This window comes from Vibrio sp. 10N.286.45.E10 (genome assembly GCF_002874195.2).
Taxonomy (GTDB): Bacteria; Pseudomonadota; Gammaproteobacteria; order Enterobacterales; family Vibrionaceae; genus Vibrio; species Vibrio crassostreae.
This window is the reverse complement of the sequence record NZ_MCWD02000001.1, coordinates 105,160-125,141: the sequence shown is the minus strand read 5'-3', so window position 1 is coordinate 125,141 and position 19,982 is coordinate 105,160. Positions and strand designations below refer to the sequence as shown.

Genomic DNA, 19,982 nt, shown 5'->3' with positions numbered 1-19,982 from the left:
AGTAGCCAGCGATAATGAATAACCCCTGAGGTGAAAGGCATATGCCAATAGTTAAAGTACGTGAAAACGAACCGTTCGACGTTGCACTACGTCGTTTCAAGCGCTCTTGTGAAAAAGCAGGTATCCTTTCTGAAGTTCGCCGTCGCGAGCACTACGAAAAGCCAACTACAGTTCGCAAACGCGCTAAAGCAGCAGCTCAAAAGCGTCACGCTAAGAAGCTAGCTCGCGAAAACGCACGTCGCGTTCGCCTGTACTAATAACTTAATCCATAAGGACTGAGTTATGGCTCTTATTGAACAACTCAAAGAAGAGCAAAAATTAGCGATGAAAGCCAAGGACAAACCGCGCCTTGGCACTATCCGCTTAGCTCTTTCAGCAATTAAGCAACGTGAAGTTGACGAACGGATCACTCTGAACGACGACGACATTCTTGCTGTATTAGTTAAAATGGTTAAGCAACGTCGCGATTCTGTTGCTCAATATGAATCAGCAAATCGTCAAGATCTTGCTGACGTGGAAAAAGCAGAAATTACGGTACTTGAAGGCTTTATGCCTCAACCGCTAACTGATGAAGAAGTTATTGCACTACTTGATAGCGCAATCGCCGAAGCTCAACCAGCGGGCATGCAAGACATGGGTAAAGTAATGGCTATCTTGAAACCACAAATTCAAGGGCGTGCAGATATGGGTAAAGTTAGTGGTTTAGTTCGTTCTAAACTCGCTTAATCCCAAATCAAATTGCAACAAGCCGTGCAATCCTTCGGAACGCACGGCTTGTTTGTATCTGTAACCTATTCAAACTATTATTATCCACACTCTCAGTTAGTGCATTTTTCTAAGGTTTTATGGCAGGACACATCCCGCGTAGTTTCATTGATGATCTCCTAGCGCGTCTCGACATTGTCGACATAGTGGACGCACGCGTGAAACTTAAGAAAAAAGGCAAAAACTATGGTGCTTGTTGCCCATTCCACAACGAAAAGACCCCTTCTTTTAGCGTAAGCCAAGAAAAACAGTTTTATCACTGCTTTGGTTGTGGCGTACACGGTAATGCTATCGACTTCATTATGGAGTTCGAACGTCTCGATTTTGTTGAAGCGATTGAAGAGCTTGCCTCTTTCTTAGGCCTCGATGTTCCTAGAGAGCAACGTAGCGGCGAGATATCAACAGCACCAAGAGCCAACAGCGAACAAAAACGTAACCTCTACGATTTGATGGGCGGCATCAGTAATTTTTACCGCTCTCAACTGAAAATATCAGCTAACAAACCTGCGATTGATTACCTAAAGAATCGTGGCCTTTCGGGCGAGATCGTCCAGAAGTTTGGCATTGGTTATGTGGCCGATGAGTGGGACTTAGTTCGTAAGAACTTTGGCCAACAGAAAGAAGCCCAAGACATGCTCGTAACTGGCGGCATGTTAATTGAGAACGATAAAGGTAACCGATACGACCGATTCCGTGGACGCGTAATGTTCCCGATTCGCGATCGTCGTGGCCGTGTGATTGGTTTTGGTGGTCGTGTATTAGAAGACGGTACTCCAAAATATCTCAACTCACCAGAAACGCCTATCTTCCATAAAGGTAAAGAGCTTTACGGCCTTTATGAAGTGCTGCAAGCCTACCGTGAACCGCCGCAAATACTTGTGGTTGAAGGTTACATGGATGTCGTGGCATTAGCGCAATATGGTGTTGATTACTCAGTAGCATCACTGGGCACATCGACAACCGGTGACCACGTTCAAATGCTGTTCCGCCAAACCAGCACAGTGGTTTGTTGTTACGATGGTGACCGAGCAGGTAAAGAAGCCGCGTGGCGCGCACTAGAAAATGCCCTTGAGTACCTGAAAACCGGTAACACACTCAAGTTTCTATTCTTGCCCGACGGTGAAGACCCAGACAGCTATATAAGAGAACACGGCAAAGCCGCTTTCGAACAGCTTGTTCAAAATGCGACACCGCTTTCGACCTATTTGTTCGATAACCTGATTGAAATACACAAGTTAAACTTGGGAACAACCGAAGGGAAATCGGCACTGCGCGCACACGCTAGCGCATTGATTAACAAAATCCCTGACAGTTACTTCCAAGAGTTGCTCGAAAAATTGCTCGATGAGCGCACTGGATTTGATAACCAATTGAGGCGAGCGCGTGTTCATACACAGAACCCGACACCTCAACCGCATAAAGAGCTGAAACGCACTCCAATGCGTGAAGTTATCGCTTTGCTTATCCAAAATCCGAGCTATGCTGATATGGTACCGGATTTATCAAGTGTCAAAGGCTTACAGCTGCCTGGACTAAGTTTATTCGTCGAAGTACTTGATAAATGCCATGCGCATCCCCATATCAACACAGGCCAATTATTAGAGCATTGGCGACACAATAAACATGAGGCTCTTCTGTCTCGTCTCGCGAGCTGGGAAATCCCCCTCGACGAAGACAATCAAGAAGACATATTTTTAGACTCATTGGACAATATACTTGCCCAGTGCGTTGAAAAACAAATTGAAAACCTGCAGGCCAAAGCAAGAAGCGTCGGTTTATCAGCCGAAGAAAAAAGGGAGCTACTAGCTTTAATGCTAGATCTAAAAGCGTAACCCTGTTTGATTAGTCAGCATTTAATAAATTTGTTAACATAATTGGTTTGCATTTGAGAATGCAACGTCCTTCACCAGACCTGAAGTTGGATATCATCTATGGATCAAAATCCGCAGTCACAGCTTAAATTACTTGTTATTAAAGGCAAGGAACAAGGCTATCTGACCTACGCCGAAGTAAACGACCACCTACCTGCAGAAATCGTGGATTCTGAACAGGTAGAAGACATCATTCAAATGATTAACGACATGGGTATCAAGGTAGTTGAAACTGCACCTGATGCTGATGATCTAGCACTTAATGATGACGATGCCAATATAGATGAAGATGCAGCCGAAGCTGCAGCTGCCGCGCTTTCAAGCGTAGAAAGCGAGATTGGCCGTACTACTGACCCAGTTCGTATGTACATGCGTGAAATGGGTACGGTTGAACTACTGACTCGTGAAGGCGAAATCGACATTGCGAAGCGTATTGAAGATGGTATCAATACGGTTCAACTTTCTGTTGCTGAGTACCCAGGCACTATTCCATACATCTTGGAACAGTTTGACCGCGTACAAGCAGAAGAGATTCGCTTAACAGACCTAATCAATGGCTTTGTTGACCCAGACGACGATGGTACAGCTGCGCCAACGGCGACTCACATCGGTTCAGAACTTGCTGAAACTGATCTGGAAGACGAAGACAAAGAAGACGCTGAAGACGACGAGGAAGAGGAAGAAGAAGATACAGGTATCGATCCTGAACTTGCTCTTGAGAAGTTCACAGCACTTCGTACTAGCTACCAGAATCGTCAACTAGCGATCAACGAGTACGGCCATGAAAGCCCGAAAGCAATGCTTGCAACGACAATGATGCAAGACGTATTCAAAGAGTTCCGTCTAACACCAAAACAGTTTGATTACCTAGTAAACGAACTGCGTAACTCTATGGATCGTGTACGTACTCAAGAACGCCTAATCATGCGTCAAACGGTTGAGTACGGCAAAATGCCGAAGAAATCTTTCATTGCTCTATTTACTGGCAACGAATCTAGCGAAGCATGGTTGGATGAAGTTCTTGCTTCAGACAAGCCATACGCAGAAAAGATTAAACGTAACGAGCACGACATCCGTCGCTCTATCCAAAAACTGGATATGATCGAACGTGAAACGTCTCTTACTGTTCAAAGCATCAAAGATATCAGCCGTCGTATGTCTATCGGTGAAGCGAAAGCTCGTCGTGCGAAGAAAGAAATGGTTGAAGCGAACTTACGTCTAGTAATCTCGATTGCTAAGAAGTACACAAACCGTGGTCTACAATTCCTGGATCTAATCCAAGAAGGTAACATCGGTCTGATGAAAGCCGTAGATAAGTTTGAATACCGTCGTGGTTACAAGTTCTCTACTTACGCTACTTGGTGGATCCGTCAAGCAATCACTCGTTCGATTGCCGACCAAGCTCGTACTATCCGTATTCCGGTTCACATGATCGAAACGATCAACAAACTAAACCGTATCTCTCGTCAAATGCTACAAGAGATGGGTCGTGAACCACTTCCGGAAGAACTGGCTGAACGCATGCAAATGCCTGAAGACAAGATCCGTAAAGTACTGAAAATCGCTAAAGAGCCAATCTCAATGGAGACACCAATCGGTGACGACGAAGATTCGCACCTAGGTGATTTCATCGAAGATACAACGCTAGAACTGCCTCTAGACTCTGCAACGGCAACCAGCCTACGCGGTGCAACTAAAGACGTTCTTGCAGGCCTAACACCTCGTGAAGCTAAAGTACTGCGTATGCGTTTCGGTATCGACATGAACACTGACCACACTCTTGAAGAGGTTGGTAAACAGTTCGACGTAACTCGTGAACGTATCCGTCAGATCGAAGCAAAAGCACTACGTAAACTTCGTCACCCAAGCCGCTCAGAAACTCTGCGTAGCTTCCTAGACGAGTAATCGCACACTCAAGTGTGGTTAGCTTTTAAGCATAAATAAGAAAAGGTGAGCGTTGGCTCACCTTTTTTTTATCTGTGTGATTTAAGTGGCTAAGATGTAAGCGGAATTGCCCCTTATAGTGTCTAGACACCATTGAACGCTTCCCCTATAATCTATGCCCTACGGCCCCTTAGCTCAGTGGTTAGAGCGCACGACTCATAATCGTTCGGTCCCCAGTTCAAATCTGGGAGGGGCCACCAAATTAGAAAAGCCAGAACAGTTCATGCTGCTCTGGCTTTTTGCTTTTCTAAATCTGTACAACTTACGCCCTGCATTTCCTAACCAATAACGAATCATCCCGCACACAATTCCAATTGCCTCTCTGTGACTAAACATACTTTTCTTTTATAAAAAAATCGGCAATATGAGTGTACACAAATCATTCAATAGTTCAGGGAAGAAACATGAAAGACGAAACACTCTCGATTCACTTCGGCTACGAAACTGATCCAACAACCAAATCGGTTGCCACACCTATTTACCAAACCGTCGCTTACGAATTCGATGACGCACAACATGGCGCCGACCTGTTTAACCTTGCGGTGCCAGGTAATATCTACACACGGATAATGAATCCAACCAATGATGTGTTAGAAAAACGCATGGCAGCCTTAGAAGGGGGGATTGCAGGCTTAGTGGTAAGTGCGGGCAGTGCTGCGATCAACTACGCGATTCAGACGTTGGCGCAAATCGGTGACAACATTGTCTCAACGCCTCAGCTTTACGGTGGTACTTACACCCTATTTGCTCACATGTTGCCAAACCAAGGAATTGAAGTTCGTTTTGCTAAAGACGACAAACCAGAAAGCTTAGCGGCACTGATCGATGAAAAAACCAAGGCGGTTTACTGTGAAAGTATTGGTAACCCTGCTGGTAATATCATCGACTTAGAACGTGTTGCAGAACTTGCCCACGCACAAGGAGTGCCTGTGATTGTTGATAATACGGTGGCGACGCCAGTGCTGTGTAAACCTATCGATTTTGGTGCTGACATCGTGGTGCACTCACTAACCAAATACGTGGGTGGTCACGGTACAACGTTAGGTGGCGTGATTGTCGATTCAGGAAAATTCCCATGGGCAGAGCACAAAGAGCGCTTCCCTGTTTTTAATCAGCCAGAGCCTTCTTATCATGGCGTGGTTTATACCGAGGCATTTGGTGAGGCTGCGTTTATTGGTCGAGCTAGAACGGTTCCCCTACGTAATACAGGTGCAGCACTGTCGCCAATGAATGCTTTCATGTTGATGCAAGGCTTGGAGACATTGTCGTTACGTATGGAGCGACACACAGAGAATGCATTGAAAGTGGCAGAATACCTCAGCCAACACGAAAAAGTCAGTTGGGTAAGCTACGCTGGTCTGCCTAGCTCAGAATTCTACCCGCTTTCTGAAAAATACATGCAGGGTAAGCCATCGGCTATTCTATCTTTTGGCTTGAAGGACGGTTATGAAGCTGGTGTCCGCTTCTACGACGCGCTACAAATCTTCAAGCGCCTAGTGAACATTGGTGATGCCAAGTCTCTGGCTTGCCACCCTGCTTCTACAACACACCGTCAGCTAAGCGAAGCAGAACAAAAGCAAGCCGGTGTATCACCAGAGATGATTCGCCTCTCAGTAGGTATCGAGCACATTGACGATATCTTGGCTGACCTAGAGCAAGCACTTAGCGCTTAATGACGCTACAGCTTTAAGTAACAGACATAAAAAAGCCCATCACAGGATGGGCTTCTTATTATCTATTTCTTAGATAAGCTGTCGATTACTCAACCGTTACAGCTTTCGCTAGGTTACGAGGTTGGTCAACGTCGGTACCTTTGATCAACGCAACATGGTAAGACAGCAGCTGCATTGGTACTGTGTAGTAGATAGATGCAGTTACTTCACTTACATGAGGCATCTTGATGATCTTCATGTTCTCATCGCTTTCGAAACCAGCAGCTTCATCTGCAAATACATACAGCAGACCGCCACGAGCACGGACTTCTTCAACATTTGATTTCAGCTTCTCTAGCAAGTCGTTACTTGGTGCAATAACGACAACTGGCATATCTGCATCGATAAGAGCCAAAGGACCGTGCTTAAGCTCACCAGCCGCGTATGCTTCTGCGTGGATGTAAGAGATCTCTTTCAGTTTAAGAGATGCTTCCATCGCGATTGGGTAGAATTCACCACGACCCAAGAACAGTGTGTGGTGCTTATCAGCAAAATCAGGTGCCAGTGCTTCGATCTCTTTATCAAACGCTAATGCTTTCTCGATATCAGCAGGCAGTTGGTGAAGTGCTTGAACGATTTCCGCTTCTTTCTCTTCATTGATACGACCTTGTAGACGACCAATTGACGTTACCATCATCAGCATAGCCGCTAGCTGTGTTGTGAAGGCTTTAGTAGAAGCAACACCGATCTCCGTTCCTGCGCGAGTCATAAAGGCAAAATCAGACTCACGAACAAGCGAAGAACCTGCTACGTTACAGATGGTCATTGCTGACATGTAACCCTTCTCTTTTGCAAGACGAAGTGCAGCAAGCGTATCCGCCGTTTCACCAGACTGAGACAGAGTCACTAAAAGGCTGTTCGGGCGAACAACGAAATCACGGTAACGGAACTCAGAAGCGATCTCTACATCACAGCTTACGCCTGCTAGAGACTCAAACCAGTAACGAGCTGCCATGCCTGAGTTGTAAGACGTACCACATGCGATGATCTGCACGTGTTCTACCTTGCTTAAGATCTCTTCAGCTTTAACACCGATTGCATTAGTGATTACAGAGGTGTCAGAGATTCGACCTTCCATCGTGTTGACTAATGCTGTTGGCTGCTCAAAAATCTCTTTTTGCATGAAGTGACGGTATTGACCTTTATCACCAGCATCGTGCTCTGCGTTTGATTCAACGATGTCACGCTCAACACGCTCGCCCGCTACATCAAATACCGTTACATCACGACGAGTAACCTCAGCAACATCACCTTCTTCTAGGTACATGAAACGACGAGTTACGCTTAATAGTGCAAGTTGGTCAGAGGCTAGGAAATTCTCGCCCACACCAAAACCGATAACGATTGGGCTACCTGAACGAGCAACTACAATACGACTAGGATCTTTACGATCAACCGCCACCGTGCCGTATGCACCGTCTAATTGTTTCGCTGTCTTTTGAAGCGCTTCAACCAATGAATCAGAAGTGCGAAGTTCCCATTCAACTAAGTGAGCGATAACTTCAGTATCCGTTTGTGAAGTAAACACATAACCACGCTCTTGAAGAAGAGCACGCAGTGCTTCGTGATTTTCGATAATGCCGTTGTGTACAACTGCAATATCACCAGACATATGTGGGTGTGCATTCGCTTCAGATGGTTCACCGTGCGTCGCCCAACGTGTATGAGCGATACCAGTACCGCCAATCACATGTTGCTGATCGACTGCGTCTGCTAGCTCTTGTACTTTACCAAGGCGGCGCACACGAGTTAGGTTAGATTCAGTATCGACTACAGCGACACCTGCTGAATCGTAGCCACGGTATTCTAGGCGACGAAGGCCTTCTACTAAAATTTCAGCTACATCACGCTGTGCTACTGCACCAACAATTCCACACATAGTTTCACTCCATCAATTTTTCATTCCTATTGGCAGCAAGCAAAGGCCATATCTTTATTAAGATCAATTATAGGAAGATAAATGCATAATATTTTAATTTGTTTTTACGCTGGATCAGTCAGGATCACGCGAACATCATGTGATTCGATACTTGCTTTAGATTCTTCGCCCAAGTCTGTATCGGTAATTAAGATGTCAATGTGTTCCCATGCCAGCTCTAAGTTCGGGATCTTTCGTCCCACTTTTTCCGACTCAACCATCACGATCACTTCTCGTGACACTTCAGCCATTACTTTGCTCAGGCCAACCAGTTCATTAAACGTGGTTGTGCCTCTATCAAGGTCGATGCCATCGGCCCCGATAAATAGTTGGTCAAAATCGTAAGCGCGAAGCACCGACTCTGCGACTTTGCCTTGGAAAGAGTCCGAATGGGTATCCCAAGTGCCGCCAGTCATTAATAACGTCGGCTCACTTTCAAGCTCATTAAGCGCATTAGCGACGTGCAATGAGTTGGTCATCACAACCAAGCCACGCTTAGCATTTAGCTGCTGAATTAGGGCACCGGTAGTACTGCCACTATCGATCACGATGCGGTTATGGTCGCGAATTAAATCTGCAGCGGCTTTTGCCAATGAAACCTTTCGAGTCGAAACTTGTTGACCCAGTTCTTCGTTGACAACCTCTTTCGGTAACGAAATCGCACCACCATAACGGCGTAAAAGCTGACCGTTTTTCTCTAAAGACGCCAAGTCCTTTCTAATAGTGACCTCTGAGGTTTCGAACTTAGCGGATAATTCATCAACACTAACCTCCCCTTTTTCATTCACTAGGTTAGAAATTGCATGTCTTCTGAGCTGGGTGTTTCGTTTCGACATTTAAAAAAGGCCACTAAGTTTCGATATGAAACATATTATAGTTACAACGAAACTATTTAGTCCATTTATTTTGATCCAAAAAATTAATAAATAGCGATAAAACCTTGTCCTAAGACAATTGTTAAGCAGTGATATTGAACTCATTAGGTGGTAGAATCCGCACCCGAAAAGAAAAAAAATTACAAAACTGACTGTTATTTTTTTGCAACTTACCGCCTATATAGTGGGGTAAGTCACAGAAAACCGATATTGAATCAAATTCTTTTGGTCATAAAATGACTAAAACTGATGAAAGACTTACAACTCTGAAGGACATATTGGAAGTCCCGCGCTTTTACACAACAGGCACAAAATGTTGATGTAGCGGACCAATCTTCAGAACTTAAATAAATTTCAAATTGTAACAATACTTACCGGAGAGTACCTTCCATGAAAAAGACCAAAATCGTATGTACGATTGGCCCTAAAACTGAATCTGTAGAGAAGCTAACTGAACTAGTAGATGCTGGCATGAACGTTATGCGTCTTAACTTCTCTCACGGTGATTTCGCAGAGCACGGCACTCGTATCGCGAACTTCCGTAAAGTAATGGAAAACAAAGGTGAGCAACTTGCTATCCTTCTAGATACTAAAGGTCCAGAAATCCGTACTATCAAACTTGAAGATGGTAACGACGTAGATCTAGTAGCTGGTCAAGAGTTCACTTTCACAACTGACGCAACAGTTGTTGGTAACAAAGACGTAGTAGCAGTAACTTACCTAGGTTTCGCTAAAGACCTAACAGCGGGTAACACTATCCTTGTTGATGACGGCCTAATCGAAATGGAAGTTATCGCAACAACAGAAACTGAAGTTAAGTGTAAAGTTCTTAACAACGGTGCTCTAGGCGAAAACAAAGGTGTTAACCTTCCTGGCGTTTCTGTTCAACTTCCAGCTCTTTCTGAGAAAGACAAAGCTGACCTTAAGTTTGGCTGTGAGCAAGGCGTTGATTTCGTTGCTGCTTCTTTCATCCGTAAAGAAGAAGACGTTAAAGAAATCCGTGAGCTTCTAAACGCTAACGGCGGCGAGAACATCCACATCATTTCTAAGATTGAAAACCAAGAAGGTGTTGATAACTTCGATTCAATCCTTGAAGCTTCTGACGGCATCATGGTTGCTCGTGGTGACCTAGGTGTTGAAATCCCAGCTGAAGAAGTAATCTTCGCTCAGAAGATGATGATCGAGAAGTGTAACCGCGCACGTAAGATGGTTATCACAGCAACTCAAATGCTTGACTCTATGATCAGCAACCCACGTCCAACTCGTGCTGAAGCGGGTGACGTTGCGAACGCAATCATGGATGGTACTGATGCAGTAATGCTTTCTGGTGAAACTGCTAAAGGTAAGTACCCAGTTGAAGCTGTTACTATCATGGCTCAAATCGCGAACCGTACTGATTCAGCTCTTAAAGCTGAGCTAGGTTCTCGTCTAGACAGCCCACGTCTACGCATCACTGAAGCAGTATGTAAAGGCGCTGTAGACACAGCAGAGAAGCTAGCTGCTCCTCTAATCGTTGTTGCAACTGAAGGCGGTAAGTCTGCACGTTCAGTACGTAAGTACTTCCCAACTGCAAACATCCTTGCTCTAACAACTAACGAAAAGACAGCTGCACAGCTAGTTCTTACTAAAGGTGTTAAGCCTGTTCTTGTTGACTCTATCGAGAACACAGACGCGTTCTACATCAACGGTAAAGAAATCGCTCTACAATCTGGCCTAGGTAACAAAGGCGACATCGTAGTTATGGTTTCTGGTGCTCTAGTAGCTTCTGGTACTACAAATACGGCATCTGTTCACGTTCTATAAGAATGAACCGATTCGCATAAAATATAAAAGAGGGCTTCGGCCCTCTTTTTTTATGAAACAAAATCTTGCCTAACTTTTCAGTACGCTGTATTATCAATCACAATAGAACTACGTACTGTTAACTTCCAATTGGCTCTTTCTAAGAGACGGATTAGCAGACTAGAAATCATATATAGATGAGGTTTGTAATGTCTAGTCCTACGCTCACTGACAAAGTATCAAAGATGATTCGCCAAGATATTCTTAATGGTGAGTTAACCCCAGGTCAAAAGCTCGTTGTTGCTGATCTAAAAGCACGCTACAACGTTGGCGCATCTCCTATTCGCGAAGCCTTGGTACAGTTATCTTGGAGCAAATACGTAAAACTAGAGCCACAGAAAGGCTGCTGGGTATCTCCTGTATCAAAGAAAGAATTGAATGACCTATACGAAAGCCTTCGTGTTGTCTCTTCTGTTCTACTAAAAAAGGCGATTTCAGCGGGTGATGAGAGCTGGGAGCTGGATGTACTAACGTCTTACCATAAACTGTCACGAGTACAGTACGTATCTGAAGAGTTTGATTGTGTTGAATGGGAAGAGCGTCACCAACAATTCCACGTTGCGTTACTTGAAGGCGCTGATTCAGAAAACATGTTTAAGTTCTTTGATGACCTGATCAACCAAGTAAAACGTTACCGCTTCCTCGCTATGTCTGCAGAAAGCGCATCAGATGATCTGTTCAATATTGATGAACACGAAATGATCATGAAACTAGTACTGTCTAAGAATGTAGAACAAGCGACTGAACTGCTTGATCAACACCTGCTAGGTTCAATGAAACGAATTGAAGAAGTTATCGAAGCAGCATAATGCCAAGATAGATTCTAACTAAATAAAAACGGAGCCCAACGGCTCCGTTTTTTTGTTTCAGTATCACGACTGAACTACCACCCAAAAAACTCTTTGTGATGAGTATTGAGCAGCACAACCATAGGTAAAAAATACAATGCACTCAGCTGAAAGCCAAGAATGGCTAATGTGCCTATGGTTAACCTCACTAAAAAATCGACAAACATACCACGCCTCTTTTAACCAGACTGTATGATCCCCAAACTCTTGCTCCAGCTAACCTAATTCTACTGCTGCCTCTCAAATCATTGAAAAAGCTAGCTAATCAGTTGAATTAAGTTAACGGTGTCATCCTTTTACATCTGGTAAACACTCTATTTATTACATCGTTTAACACGATGTAATCTGAAGCAAAGTAGTTTACTTATTGTTCATTTTAGCTCAAATTTTCACCGGCATTAGACTTTAGTCTAACTGTATAGATTTTGTGACATAGGTCGCTCAAAAGTGAGATTCCTAGAAAAAGGGGGAGAGATAAAGTGAGTCGGGGCCAGCTTGAAGAGGTGAAGCAAAGAGAAGAAAGGATTAAAGCTAAGCTAAGCGACATCATCGTAGCTAGGACACATAGAGACCGTATTACGACCAGACGATTTAGATTCGTAAAGCGCAACATCGGCACACTTGTATGAGCGAGTACTGTTACTTGTTAAATCAGTAAAGCCAACACTCACCGTGACCTTAGTTCCGGCTGCCAGTTCAATCTCGATTCGCAAGCGATCCAATACGCGCTTTGCTTCCGATAGTGAGGTGTGTGGCATCAACAGTGCAAACTCTTCTCCTCCGACACGTGCAACAAAGTCAGTCCCGCGAAGGCTATCTTGCAGAAGCTTAGCGACACTTGCTATCACCCGGTCGCCTTCGTCATGACCAAGTTCGTCGTTGATTCGCTTGAAGTTATCGATATCGACTAAAGCTAAGCAAGTCGTCGATTCATTGGGGTAACGCTCTACCAGACGAGAATAATACGCGAGCTGCTCTTCGAACTTTCGTCTATTCCAAAGGTTACTCAAAGAGTCACGTTCACTTAAGATCCTCAAACGTACTTCAAGCTCCTTCCTCACGGAAATATCCACCAACGAGGTGATGTAGTAGCTGACTTTACCCGAATTGTTTTTGACCACATGCACTCGCATGATCGCTGTAAAAGGAATACGCAGTTTGTTCTTACACTGAACTTCCCCTTCCCATACTTCTTCTTGCTCTAAATGACTCCAGATAGCCGAACTTGAGAGTACTTGGTCGGTATTCTCAAGTAACAACTGCAGGGCATTCTGACCGATAACTTGTTTTTTGCAGTACCCTGTCATGTTTTCAAATTCGTTGTTGGTCATCATTGTGCGGTGCTGCTTGTCAGAGATCATCACTGCCGACATGCCATTCAATGCGGCGCGCGCCAATTTACTCTCAAGGCTTCGGCGTCGATAGTGCGTCACCAAGTAAGCAAACGGGAAGGCGAAAATCAGCACCGTAATCAAAACAATGATCTCTTCGTAGGCCAAATCATTCAGGTCACGCTCAGCCCGCTCCATCAGTTGCTTCTGATTAAGTTGAATCAGCAAATGGACCTTTTGACTGTTCGCAAGCATAACCGTGTTAAAGGCAAACAAGTTGTCACCTTCAAAAACGTACCCCACCTGCTCATTGGAGATCGCATTCCACGTCTTTGGCGCGATATTTTTCAGGTTGTAACTCTTTCTTTCAGGAATAGCGTCTCCGAACAACTTATCGCTGTTGTTACTCGCGATGAAATAACCCGCTTCATTGATAACTTCAGCTCTAAGGTCGTTATCAGGTGAAAAGCTAAGACGCGACGATAAGCCCCATACATCGAGATTAATGACTAGATAGCCCACTCTTTTGTCAGGGGTTTCTACCGGGGTAAATACACGGATTACTGGCGAATAAGGAAAGGTGACTTCACCATGCTCCGTTTCAAGCTCAATCCCCCAGCCGCCAATCTGTTCGGCTTCTAGTTTTTGAGCGTATTGGAAGTAGTTAGAATCCGACCTATCTTGCAGTTGCTGGGGTAACGTCACCCTACCGGTATCAGAAGAATAGTTAACGCGCACCAGCTCTTTACCTGTGATATCTAATAGGTGAATTTGTGTATACCACTTCTGATTCACAAGAACAGATTGCCAGACCTCCTCAAGTAGATCTTTGGTTTGGTCTGAGGGAGAAGAAGCAAAGTTAACCAAGCTCTGGCTATGACTGAGTAGCTCCATTACCGAGACTAACTGAGTCTTGAGAAGATCATAATCTCGCTTGGCATACACTAGTTGATGGACAGCTTGCTTAGCTGAGTAGTCAAAGCTCTGCTGTTTTACTTCTTTGTAACGCTGAAAATAATACAGGCATACTGCAGAAGACAATATGATAGAGATAATCAGCAATGTAATTATTGATTTTTTATTTCTCATTGCTAACTCAGATGAATGGAAGTGCAGCGCGGGATTATAGCACTCTAAAAAATTAACAAAATTAAAGCCGCTTAAAAAAGCGGCTTTAAATATATTTTTTAAAGACTTATCGTCTAGGCTTTCAACGCACGTTCGCCTCGTGCGATACCAACAACACCACTTCGAGCCACTTCAAGCACTTCTGTTACTTCAGACAGCGCCTGAATGAATGCATCCAGTTTCTCGCTCGTACCCGCCATTTGAACCGTATATTGCGAAGCCGTTACATCAACAATCTGACCACGGAAGATATCTGCTGTGCGCTTCACTTCTGCGCGAGCAAAGCCGCTCGCGCGAACTTTAACCATCAACAGCTCACGCTCGATGTGTTCAAGCTCAGAGACCTCTTGCACTTTTAGTACGTCGATTAGCTTATGCAGCTGTTTCTGGATCTGCTCAAGCTGCATTTCGCTCGAGTTAGTGGTTACATTAAGACGAGACAGCGTCGGATCATCGGTTGGCGATACGTTCAAAGACTCGATGTTGTAGCCACGCTGAGAAAACAAGCCAACTACACGAGAAAGCGCACCAGGTTGGTTTTCCATTAGTAGTGAAATAATGTGTCTCATATTATGTTCTCTCCGTTTTGCTTAGCCACATGTTATCCATACCCTCGCCTTTGATTTGCATTGGGTATACGTGCTCGGTGTCATCCACACTAATATCGACAAATACCAAACGGTCTTTCATCGCTAGTGCTTTTTCCAAACCTGATTCCAGTTCATCCGGAGATGAAATACGCATACCAACGTGGCCATAAGCCTCAGCAATAGCAGCAAAATCAGGAACAGAGTCCATATATGAGTTAGAGTAACGACCTTGATAAACAATGTCTTGCCACTGTTTTACCATGCCTAGGAAACGGTTGTTAAGGTTAATAATCTTAACGGGAATATTGTATTGCAGCGCAGTCGACAGCTCTTGGATATTCATTTGAATACTGCCGTCACCGGTTACTACAACCACTTCTTCGTCTGGTTTTGCAAACTTAACGCCCATACCAGCAGGCAGACCAAAGCCCATCGTGCCTAGACCACCAGAGTTAATCCAACGACGTGGCTTGTTAAACGGGTAGTACAATGCTGCAAACATTTGGTGCTGACCTACATCCGAAGCAACGTAAGCATCACCATTAGTTACTTTATGAAGTGTTTCAATAACTTGTTGTGGTTTGATGCACTCTGAAGATTTTTCATAAGCTAGGCAATCACGATCTTGCCACACCTTGATTTCACTCCACCAGCTTTCCATTGCTTCTGCATCATTGGTGCCGCCTTGCTCAACCAGCAGGTTGACCATACTCTCTAGAACTTTTTCAGCAGAACCTACAATCGGTAGATCCACTTTTACGTTCTTAGAGATCGAAGATGGGTCGATATCAATGTGCATGATCTTCGCATCAGGACAGTACTTATCTAGGTTATTGGTCGTTCGGTCATCGAAACGCACGCCAATACCAAAGATCAAGTCCGCATTGTGCATTGCCATATTGGCTTCATACAAACCATGCATACCCAACATGCCCAAAGAGTTCTTATGGGTGCCAGGGAAAGCGCCAAGCCCCATTAGGGTACTTACCACGGGTAAATTCAGTGCCTCTGCTAATTTTAACAGCGGCTTATCTGCCTCAGAAATAACCGCACCACCACCGACATAAAGTACCGGCTTCTTCGCTTCAAGAAGGGCTTTTAGTGCCTTTTTGATTTGACCTTTATGACCCGTAACCGTTGGGTTATACGAACGCATTTTGATCGTTTCTGGGTATTCATAAGGAAGTTTGATTTGTGGGTTTAAGATATCTTTTGGCAGATCAATAACCACAGGACCAGGACGTCCTGTCGTTGAAATATAGAATGCTTTTTTAACGACTTCAGGGATATCTTCCGCTTTCTTAACTAAGAAGCTGTGTTTAACGATCGGGCGGGATACACCCACGATGTCACACTCTTGGAAGGCGTCGTTACCAATAAGGTTATTTGGTACGTTACCAGAAATAACAATCATTGGGATTGAGTCCATGTAGGCTGTTGCAATACCAGTAACGGTATTGGTCGCACCTGGACCAGAACACACAAGTACTACACCCGGTTTACCGGTAGAACGAGTGTAGCCATCTGCCATGTGGGTAGCGGCTTGTTCGTGTCGTACTAATACGTGTTTAATTTCATTAGTTTTAGCATGCAGCGCATCGTAGATATCAAGTACAGAACCACCTGGGTAACCAAAGATTTGTTCTACACCCTCTTCAATTAGAGACTGCACCACCATCTCAGCGCCGGATAACATTGCTGTTTCAGGTTTTGTTGTCATATTGCTCTCCTCACCAGTTTCCAATCATATTTGGTGAACATGTTGGGCTGGTTTTTCATAGTCTAGGGCTTATTCGTAGCCTAATTCGAAATACTTCCACTTTTTCGGCTATGGCTGTCTGTCGTGATAACAACAAACAGTAATACGAAACAACTTTAACGCTTTATTATCATCTGGTCTAACACCTGTTATTCGGCAACTGTGCCAAAAAACCAACTATTAGCTCAAAGCATCAAATAAAACCCAAACCAACCTTAACAACTAGTTTTAAAAACTAGTACGCGGGCAAAAAAAAGCACTTAATATTTCGATAGAACGCTATTTATCGATAAACAGCGAGCCTGTTGGTGTGCGCTTTCGCACATAGTGCTGTGTCATTAGATACAAAAAATCCCCCTAAAAATGCAATCACATTCGTAGGGGGATTTTTAAACAACTGAAAATTTATCTAAGCAGAAAACTACTTATCTTTAGGCTGTTCGTTGTACATTTCTTCGATTTCGTCTTGATACTTATCGTTGATAACTTTACGACGCAGTTTCTGAGTTGGTGTCAGTTCACCATCATCCATCGAAAATGCTTTCGGTAGCAGTTTGAATTTCTTCACTTGCTCAAACTTAGCCAGCTCTTGCTGTAAGTCATTTACACGCTTTTCTAGCATCTCAACGATTTGGTGATGCTTAACAAGCTCAACGCGATCGTGATACTTGATATTAAGCTCTTTGGCGTACTCTTCTAGCGAGTCATAACAAGGTACAATCAGCGCAGAAACGAATTTGCGTGTATCAGCAATAACAGCAATCTGTTCGATAAAGTGATCTTTACCAATCGCGCCTTCAACCACTTGCGGTGCAATGTACTTACCACCAGAGGTTTTCATCAACTCTTTGATACGATCAGTAATGAACAGGTTACCATTTTCATCAAAATGACCCGCATCACCAGTTTTCAGGAAGCCGTGCTCGTCAAACGTCTTAGCCGTCTCTTCTGGCATCTTGTAATAGCCACGCATCACCATTGGACCACGAACAAGAATTTCATCCTTCGCACCAATCTTCACTTCTGCACCCGGCATCGACATACCAATCGAATCAGGATTAAAACAGCGGTCATCCCAGCAAGATACTGTTGCTGTAGTTTCTGTCATGCCATAGCCAAGTTTTACGTTGATACCGATAGCATGGAAGAAGCGACCAATCGTCTCATCTAGCTTCGCGCCACCACATGGCATGAAGTTGATGTTACCACCTAGCAAAGCTCGCAGTTTAGACAGCACAAGCTTATCGGCTAGTGCATGGCTCTTCTTCAGCATTAACGATGGAGTACGGCCTTCCTGGTGACAAACTGAAAGCTTCGCTCCCATGTTCACCGCCCAAGTAAATAGCACTTTACGGATAAACGGCGCTTTAGATACCTTCTCGTGAATAGCTGAGAAGATCTTCTCGTAGAAGCGTGGAACCGCACACATTACGGTAGGTTTCACATCGCTTAGCGCATCACGCACTTGCATCGTATCTTGCAGGTAGCAGTTGGTTGCGCCTTTATAGAGAACGTAGAACGTCCAAGCACGCTCAAATACGTGTGACAGAGGTAGGAAACACAATGAGACATCGTCTTTACTTAGGCTAAGACGCTCATCGTGGCCTTCTAACTGGTAACCAATATTAGTGTAATCAAGCATTACGCCTTTTGGCTGACCTGTAGTACCAGAGGTATAAATAAGAGTCAGTAAGTCATCCATGCTTGCATCAGTAAGACGCGCGTCAAGTTCTGCTTGTTGTGCTTCAACGCCACGCGCCATGAAGTCATTCCAAGATACGGCAAAGCTGTGTCCTTGCAGGTCGATGTCATCAGACATAGCTACAACAACTTCTAGCTGCTCGCACTCTTCAGACAGGCTAACTGCCGCATCGAATTGAACTTGCTCACCAACGAATAAGATCTTCACATCTGCATTTTGGATGATGTAAGACGACTGCGCTGCTGTGTTGGTTGGATAAATCGGCACAGTCACAAGACGTGCTTGTAAAGATGCAAAATCTGCCACGGTCCATTGAGGCATATTGTTCGAATAGATACCGATCTTATCCTGAACTCTCAGTCCTTGAGCCAACAGTGCTAATGAAAGCGTATCGATTTGTTGTCCAAACTGTTCCCAGCTAATGCCTTGCCATACATTGTCTACTTTGTGCTTCAAAGCTGTACGGTTGCCGCCTTGGGCAATTTGGTCACGAAGTCTTTTTACGATATGAAAATCTAAATTGGCCATCTCTTTACCTTTGGCTTACACCTGTAAGCTTTTTTGAGCGCACAAGTGTACCTCTGATCATGGAAAAGGCAACTGATGAAGCTCAAAGTTATAAGTAATAGTACGTCTCACGCTAAGTTTTCTATCAACAAAAATAGCAGGTACAAAAAAGCCCCAAGCCAGACTCCTAGCTTAGGGCTTATAAATCATAGGGATTAGTGTTTAGTTAAGTGCCACTACTTCGCCACAGATCATCATTAACTGATCTCGTAACCAAATGTGTCCTTTATCCTTTTCACTTGATTCGTGCCAGCTTAGGAAGCCAGAAATCGCCGCATTATCGAATGGGAAATCTAGAATCTGAAGCTGCTCTTTGTTTGCAGCATGTTCAACCATCCAACGAGGAGCAATTGTTACTAGTTCAGATTGGCCTACAACGTAAAGAACGTTGCTCAAGCTCGTACCTTCGTAGAAAGGCGTGCAATCTAGGTCACGGTAAGCTTGCTCAGAGAAGCTACGTTGACCATGGATGCGAGACAGTTTTGCGTGCTTTTCGTTAAGCAGCTCTGCCGCAGAAACTTCACCGTTGATGCGTGGGTGAGAAGCAGAAGCAACCACAACTAACTCGTCTTGGAAGATTTCAGTGCTTGAGAAGCCTTGCTCATCAAAACGAGCGTAATCGATAACGAAGTCGATTTCTTGGTAACGCATACGCTCAGAAAGTTGACGATCGAATTCAGCATCCATGTGCAGTTTAACGCTCGGTGCTTGGTCGTTGATTGTAGACATAATCTTAGGTGCAAAACGCATGTCACAAGGGCTGCAAATCGCAAGTTTGAACAGGCGAGAAGACGACTCCGGAGAGAACACAGAACTTGGTAGTTCGTTGCGTACTAATTGTAGCGCTTGGCGGATTGGACCAAACAACTGACGAGCACGTTGAGTCGGTTGAATACCACGACCTTGACGCATGAATAGTTCGTCGTTAAACATCACTTTTAGACGAGCAACAGCGTTACTTACAGCAGGCTGAGACATACCCAGATTGTGAGCTGCACGTGTAATGTTTTGCTCTTGCATAACTGCATCAAATACAGTCAAAAGATTTAAGTCGACTCCACGAAGTGTGCTTTCCATTCTGTAGCTTGCAATAGCACTCATTGCGTCTTTTTTATCTAACATTCAAGTTG

The 19,982-nt window shown here is 44.3% G+C and carries 14 protein-coding genes and 1 tRNA gene; 8 read left to right on the top strand and 7 right to left on the bottom strand.

What is annotated here, in order from left to right:
• Positions 1-41 precede the first annotated feature (41 nt).
• The 6 genes from rpsU (at position 42) to BCU34_RS00470 (ending at position 6,253) form a co-directional block, all read left to right on the top strand.
• Positions 42-257, top strand: a complete 216-nt coding sequence (rpsU, locus tag BCU34_RS00495) for a 30S ribosomal protein S21 (RefSeq protein WP_004396009.1) — start codon at positions 42-44, stop codon at positions 255-257.
• A gap of 25 nt (positions 258-282) precedes the next feature.
• Positions 283-726 carry a GatB/YqeY domain-containing protein gene (locus tag BCU34_RS00490; RefSeq protein ID WP_017069475.1) on the top strand — a complete coding sequence of 148 codons (444 nt, stop codon included), beginning with the start codon at positions 283-285 and terminating at the stop codon, positions 724-726.
• Positions 727-845: 119 nt separating this feature from the next.
• Positions 846-2,597: a DNA primase gene (gene dnaG / locus BCU34_RS00485; protein WP_017062923.1), complete on the top strand. Its 1,752-nt coding sequence runs from the start codon at positions 846-848 to the stop codon at positions 2,595-2,597.
• A 99-nt stretch (positions 2,598-2,696) separates the two neighbouring features.
• On the top strand, positions 2,697-4,541 hold the full coding sequence (rpoD, locus tag BCU34_RS00480; protein ID WP_048614894.1) for an RNA polymerase sigma factor RpoD: 1,845 nt from the start codon (positions 2,697-2,699) through the stop codon (positions 4,539-4,541).
• Between the two features lie 163 nt (positions 4,542-4,704).
• Positions 4,705-4,780: transfer RNA gene (locus tag BCU34_RS00475), tRNA-Ile, on the top strand.
• A gap of 204 nt (positions 4,781-4,984) precedes the next feature.
• On the top strand, positions 4,985-6,253 hold the full coding sequence (locus BCU34_RS00470) for an O-acetylhomoserine aminocarboxypropyltransferase/cysteine synthase family protein (RefSeq protein WP_102478470.1): 1,269 nt from the start codon (positions 4,985-4,987) through the stop codon (positions 6,251-6,253).
• 85 nt (positions 6,254-6,338) lie between these two features.
• Here the strand turns inward: BCU34_RS00470 and glmS are convergent, their stop codons facing one another.
• Positions 6,339-8,171 (bottom strand): glutamine--fructose-6-phosphate transaminase (isomerizing), encoded by a 1,833-nt coding sequence (gene glmS, locus BCU34_RS00465; RefSeq protein ID WP_048657998.1) that lies wholly within the window; start codon positions 8,169-8,171, stop codon positions 6,339-6,341.
• A gap of 104 nt (positions 8,172-8,275) precedes the next feature.
• Positions 8,276-9,046: a DeoR/GlpR family DNA-binding transcription regulator gene (locus BCU34_RS00460; RefSeq protein WP_048614888.1), complete on the bottom strand. Its 771-nt coding sequence runs from the start codon at positions 9,044-9,046 to the stop codon at positions 8,276-8,278.
• 429 nt (positions 9,047-9,475) lie between these two features.
• On the opposite strand from BCU34_RS00460, the gene pykF reads away from it, so the two are divergent.
• Both pykF and BCU34_RS00450 read left to right on the top strand, forming a co-directional pair.
• Complete coding sequence (gene pykF / locus BCU34_RS00455) at positions 9,476-10,888, top strand: pyruvate kinase PykF (protein ID WP_017061403.1); 1,413 nt, start codon at positions 9,476-9,478, stop codon at positions 10,886-10,888.
• 176 nt (positions 10,889-11,064) lie between these two features.
• Positions 11,065-11,736: a GntR family transcriptional regulator gene (locus BCU34_RS00450; protein ID WP_019826885.1), complete on the top strand. Its 672-nt coding sequence runs from the start codon at positions 11,065-11,067 to the stop codon at positions 11,734-11,736.
• A 575-nt stretch (positions 11,737-12,311) separates the two neighbouring features.
• Here the strand turns inward: BCU34_RS00450 and BCU34_RS00445 are convergent.
• From BCU34_RS00445 to leuO, 5 genes are all read right to left on the bottom strand, one after another.
• Positions 12,312-14,195 (bottom strand): GGDEF domain-containing protein, encoded by a 1,884-nt coding sequence (locus BCU34_RS00445; protein ID WP_102478471.1) that lies wholly within the window; start codon positions 14,193-14,195, stop codon positions 12,312-12,314.
• Between the two features lie 113 nt (positions 14,196-14,308).
• Positions 14,309-14,803 carry an acetolactate synthase small subunit gene (gene ilvN, locus BCU34_RS00440; protein WP_008219984.1) on the bottom strand — a complete coding sequence of 165 codons (495 nt, stop codon included), beginning with the start codon at positions 14,801-14,803 and terminating at the stop codon, positions 14,309-14,311.
• A gap of 1 nt (position 14,804) precedes the next feature.
• A complete protein-coding gene (locus tag BCU34_RS00435; protein WP_102478552.1) occupies positions 14,805-16,544 on the bottom strand; it encodes an acetolactate synthase 3 large subunit in 1,740 nt (579 codons plus the stop codon).
• Positions 16,545-17,004: 460 nt separating this feature from the next.
• Positions 17,005-18,813: an AMP-dependent synthetase/ligase gene (locus BCU34_RS00430; RefSeq protein WP_102478551.1), complete on the bottom strand. Its 1,809-nt coding sequence runs from the start codon at positions 18,811-18,813 to the stop codon at positions 17,005-17,007.
• A 201-nt stretch (positions 18,814-19,014) separates the two neighbouring features.
• Positions 19,015-19,974 carry a transcriptional regulator LeuO gene (gene leuO, locus BCU34_RS00425; protein WP_019826889.1) on the bottom strand — a complete coding sequence of 320 codons (960 nt, stop codon included), beginning with the start codon at positions 19,972-19,974 and terminating at the stop codon, positions 19,015-19,017.
• Between the last annotated feature and the right edge of the window lie 8 nt (positions 19,975-19,982).

What these genes read in the sequence shown, in the direction of transcription:
- BCU34_RS00460 (WP_048614888.1), bottom strand. Translation starts at nt 9,046, where the DNA reads ATGTCGAAACGAAACACCCAGCTCAGAAGACATGCAATTTCTAACCTA.
- BCU34_RS00430 (WP_102478551.1), bottom strand. Translation starts at nt 18,813, where the DNA reads ATGGCCAATTTAGATTTTCATATCGTAAAAAGACTTCGTGACCAAATT.
- BCU34_RS00450 (WP_019826885.1), top strand. Translation starts at nt 11,065, where the DNA reads ATGAGGTTTGTAATGTCTAGTCCTACGCTCACTGACAAAGTATCAAAG.
- ilvN (WP_008219984.1), bottom strand. Translation starts at nt 14,803, where the DNA reads ATGAGACACATTATTTCACTACTAATGGAAAACCAACCTGGTGCGCTT.
- BCU34_RS00490 (WP_017069475.1), top strand. Translation starts at nt 283, where the DNA reads ATGGCTCTTATTGAACAACTCAAAGAAGAGCAAAAATTAGCGATGAAA.
- BCU34_RS00470 (WP_102478470.1), top strand. Translation starts at nt 4,985, where the DNA reads ATGAAAGACGAAACACTCTCGATTCACTTCGGCTACGAAACTGATCCA.
- BCU34_RS00445 (WP_102478471.1), bottom strand. Translation starts at nt 14,195, where the DNA reads ATGAGAAATAAAAAATCAATAATTACATTGCTGATTATCTCTATCATA.
- BCU34_RS00435 (WP_102478552.1), bottom strand. Translation starts at nt 16,544, where the DNA reads ATGACAACAAAACCTGAAACAGCAATGTTATCCGGCGCTGAGATGGTG.
- glmS (WP_048657998.1), bottom strand. Translation starts at nt 8,171, where the DNA reads ATGTGTGGAATTGTTGGTGCAGTAGCACAGCGTGATGTAGCTGAAATT.
- rpsU (WP_004396009.1), top strand. Translation starts at nt 42, where the DNA reads ATGCCAATAGTTAAAGTACGTGAAAACGAACCGTTCGACGTTGCACTA.
- rpoD (WP_048614894.1), top strand. Translation starts at nt 2,697, where the DNA reads ATGGATCAAAATCCGCAGTCACAGCTTAAATTACTTGTTATTAAAGGC.
- dnaG (WP_017062923.1), top strand. Translation starts at nt 846, where the DNA reads ATGGCAGGACACATCCCGCGTAGTTTCATTGATGATCTCCTAGCGCGT.
- pykF (WP_017061403.1), top strand. Translation starts at nt 9,476, where the DNA reads ATGAAAAAGACCAAAATCGTATGTACGATTGGCCCTAAAACTGAATCT.
- leuO (WP_019826889.1), bottom strand. Translation starts at nt 19,974, where the DNA reads ATGTTAGATAAAAAAGACGCAATGAGTGCTATTGCAAGCTACAGAATG.